This window comes from Geminicoccus flavidas, assembly GCF_009806515.1.
Classification (GTDB): Bacteria; Pseudomonadota; Alphaproteobacteria; order Geminicoccales; family Geminicoccaceae; genus Geminicoccus; species Geminicoccus flavidus.
In genome coordinates this window covers 1-464 of record NZ_WUJP01000344.1, presented here as the reverse complement: position 1 = coordinate 464, position 464 = coordinate 1, and the positions used below count along the sequence as shown (strand labels likewise).

The 464-nt window shown below is 71.3% G+C and carries 1 protein-coding gene; it reads left to right on the top strand.

Features of this window, described 5'->3' with window-relative positions:
• Positions 1 to 464 (top strand): ATP dependent DNA ligase (locus tag EQG76_RS09535; protein ID WP_456237661.1); only part of this gene is annotated, 464 nt, incomplete at both ends.

Sequence of the window (464 nt, the reverse complement as noted above, 5' to 3'; positions counted from 1 at the left end):
GGTCGGCACCGGCTTCAGCCGGGCCACGGCGCGCGAACTCTGGGAGCGGCTGCACCAGCTCAAATCCACCAGGATGCCGTTCACCAAGAGCCCGGAGCGCAGCGACCGGGACGTCCGCTGGGTCGAGCCCCAACTGGTGGCGGAAGTCGAGTTCCGCGGCTGGACCGGCGACCTGCTGCTGCGCCACGCCTCCTTCCGCGGCCTGCGTGACGACAAGCCGGCCGAAGAGATCGTGCGCGAGGTGCCGGACGGACAGGCCGCTGCGGAGTCGGCCCCGTCTGAACCGGCTCCGCCGGAGCTGGCGAAGAAGCCGGCAAGGCGCAGGCAGGGTGGCGCGCCTGCGGTGCGGCTGACCCATCCCGACCGGGTCTACTGGCCCGAGGACGGCATCACCAAGCAGGGCTTGGCCGACTATTATGCCGATGTGTGGAAGTGGCTGGCCCCGCATGTGGTGGCGCGGCCGC